Raw genomic sequence first — 1,188 nt, 5'->3', positions numbered from 1 at the left:
ACTCTTTTGTAAATCAATAATGATTTTTTCATTATAGAAATCTTTGAGAATTAAATCTAGGATTTCTTTGCTAAAGTCATTACCACTTAAAGTTACATCATTTAAGCCATCTTTATTTATGTCTGTGAAATTAGAATCGTTGCCATTATCTCCATTACCATTGCTTCCACTATTACTACCATTATCCATATTAGATTCATCTATGAAAGTGAAGTAGATTTTCTTCTTACCATCTTCTTCATATTCCTTTTTATAGATTGTTATAGGGTTACCCTCTTCATCTTTGAAAGCTCCTTCTTTTAAAATTTTATCTTTGAAAGCTTCAAAAGTTTTTCCAGAATATTTGATTTCATTTTCGCCTATGATGGTAGCTTTATCACTTTTATATCCTATATTTTCTAAGCCACTAAATTGATTATTGGCATAGTAAAGATTAATGTTAGAAAGGGTAGTATTGCTACTACCACTAGCATATTCCCAAAAACCACCGCCAAACTTACCTATATCAACATTTCCATCTTTATAAGTTGCTGTGATTGTAGCCTTAGGATTAAAGTAGATGTAGATGTTTGAAAAAGTTCCACCATTAATAGTCCCAGCAAAGCCACCTGCAAAAGTTTTATATATTTCATAATCATTTGGACCTTCATAAAGCTTAATAGCACTAATGCTTCCTATATTATTCAAAGTGATATTTGAGAAAGTTCCATTAGCATGCCCAGCAAAGCCACCTGCAACCATAGTGGGTTCGACTTTTGTAATGGCACTGATATTTCCTATGCTATTAATAGTGATGTTTAAGAAATTTCCATCAGCATGCCCAGCAAAGCCACCTGTAGAATTTTCCACAATACTTTTGGTGCTAATATTCCCTATGTTATTAATAGTAATGTTTGAGAAAGTTCCACTAGTAATCCACCCAGCAAAGCCACCTACTTGAGTAGTACTACCGCTATTAACAATAATGCTTCCTATATTATTCAAAGTGATATTTGAGAAAGTTCCACTAGCACTCCCAACAAAACCCCCTGCATAGATATAAGCATCGCTACTATTGGCTTTTATACTTCCATATCCATAGTCTACATTGATATTTTTAAATTCTCCATCTCTAATATATCCAAATATCCCAACATTTTCAGGTTTATAACCCACAGTAATTGTAGTATCTATATTAATATTCTTTAG

Annotated in this window: 1 pseudogene; it reads right to left on the bottom strand. The window is 32.2% G+C overall.

Annotation, left to right across the window (positions count from 1 at the left end):
• Window positions 1-1,188: pseudogene (locus B6S12_RS11275) on the bottom strand (hypothetical protein); the annotation flags it as partial.

The sequence above is a fragment of the Helicobacter valdiviensis genome (genome assembly GCF_003245365.1).
In the GTDB taxonomy this organism is placed as follows: Bacteria; Campylobacterota; Campylobacteria; order Campylobacterales; family Helicobacteraceae; genus Helicobacter_D; species Helicobacter_D valdiviensis.
The sequence above is the reverse complement of the archived record's forward strand: the minus strand, read 5'-3'. Positions and strand labels throughout refer to the sequence as shown.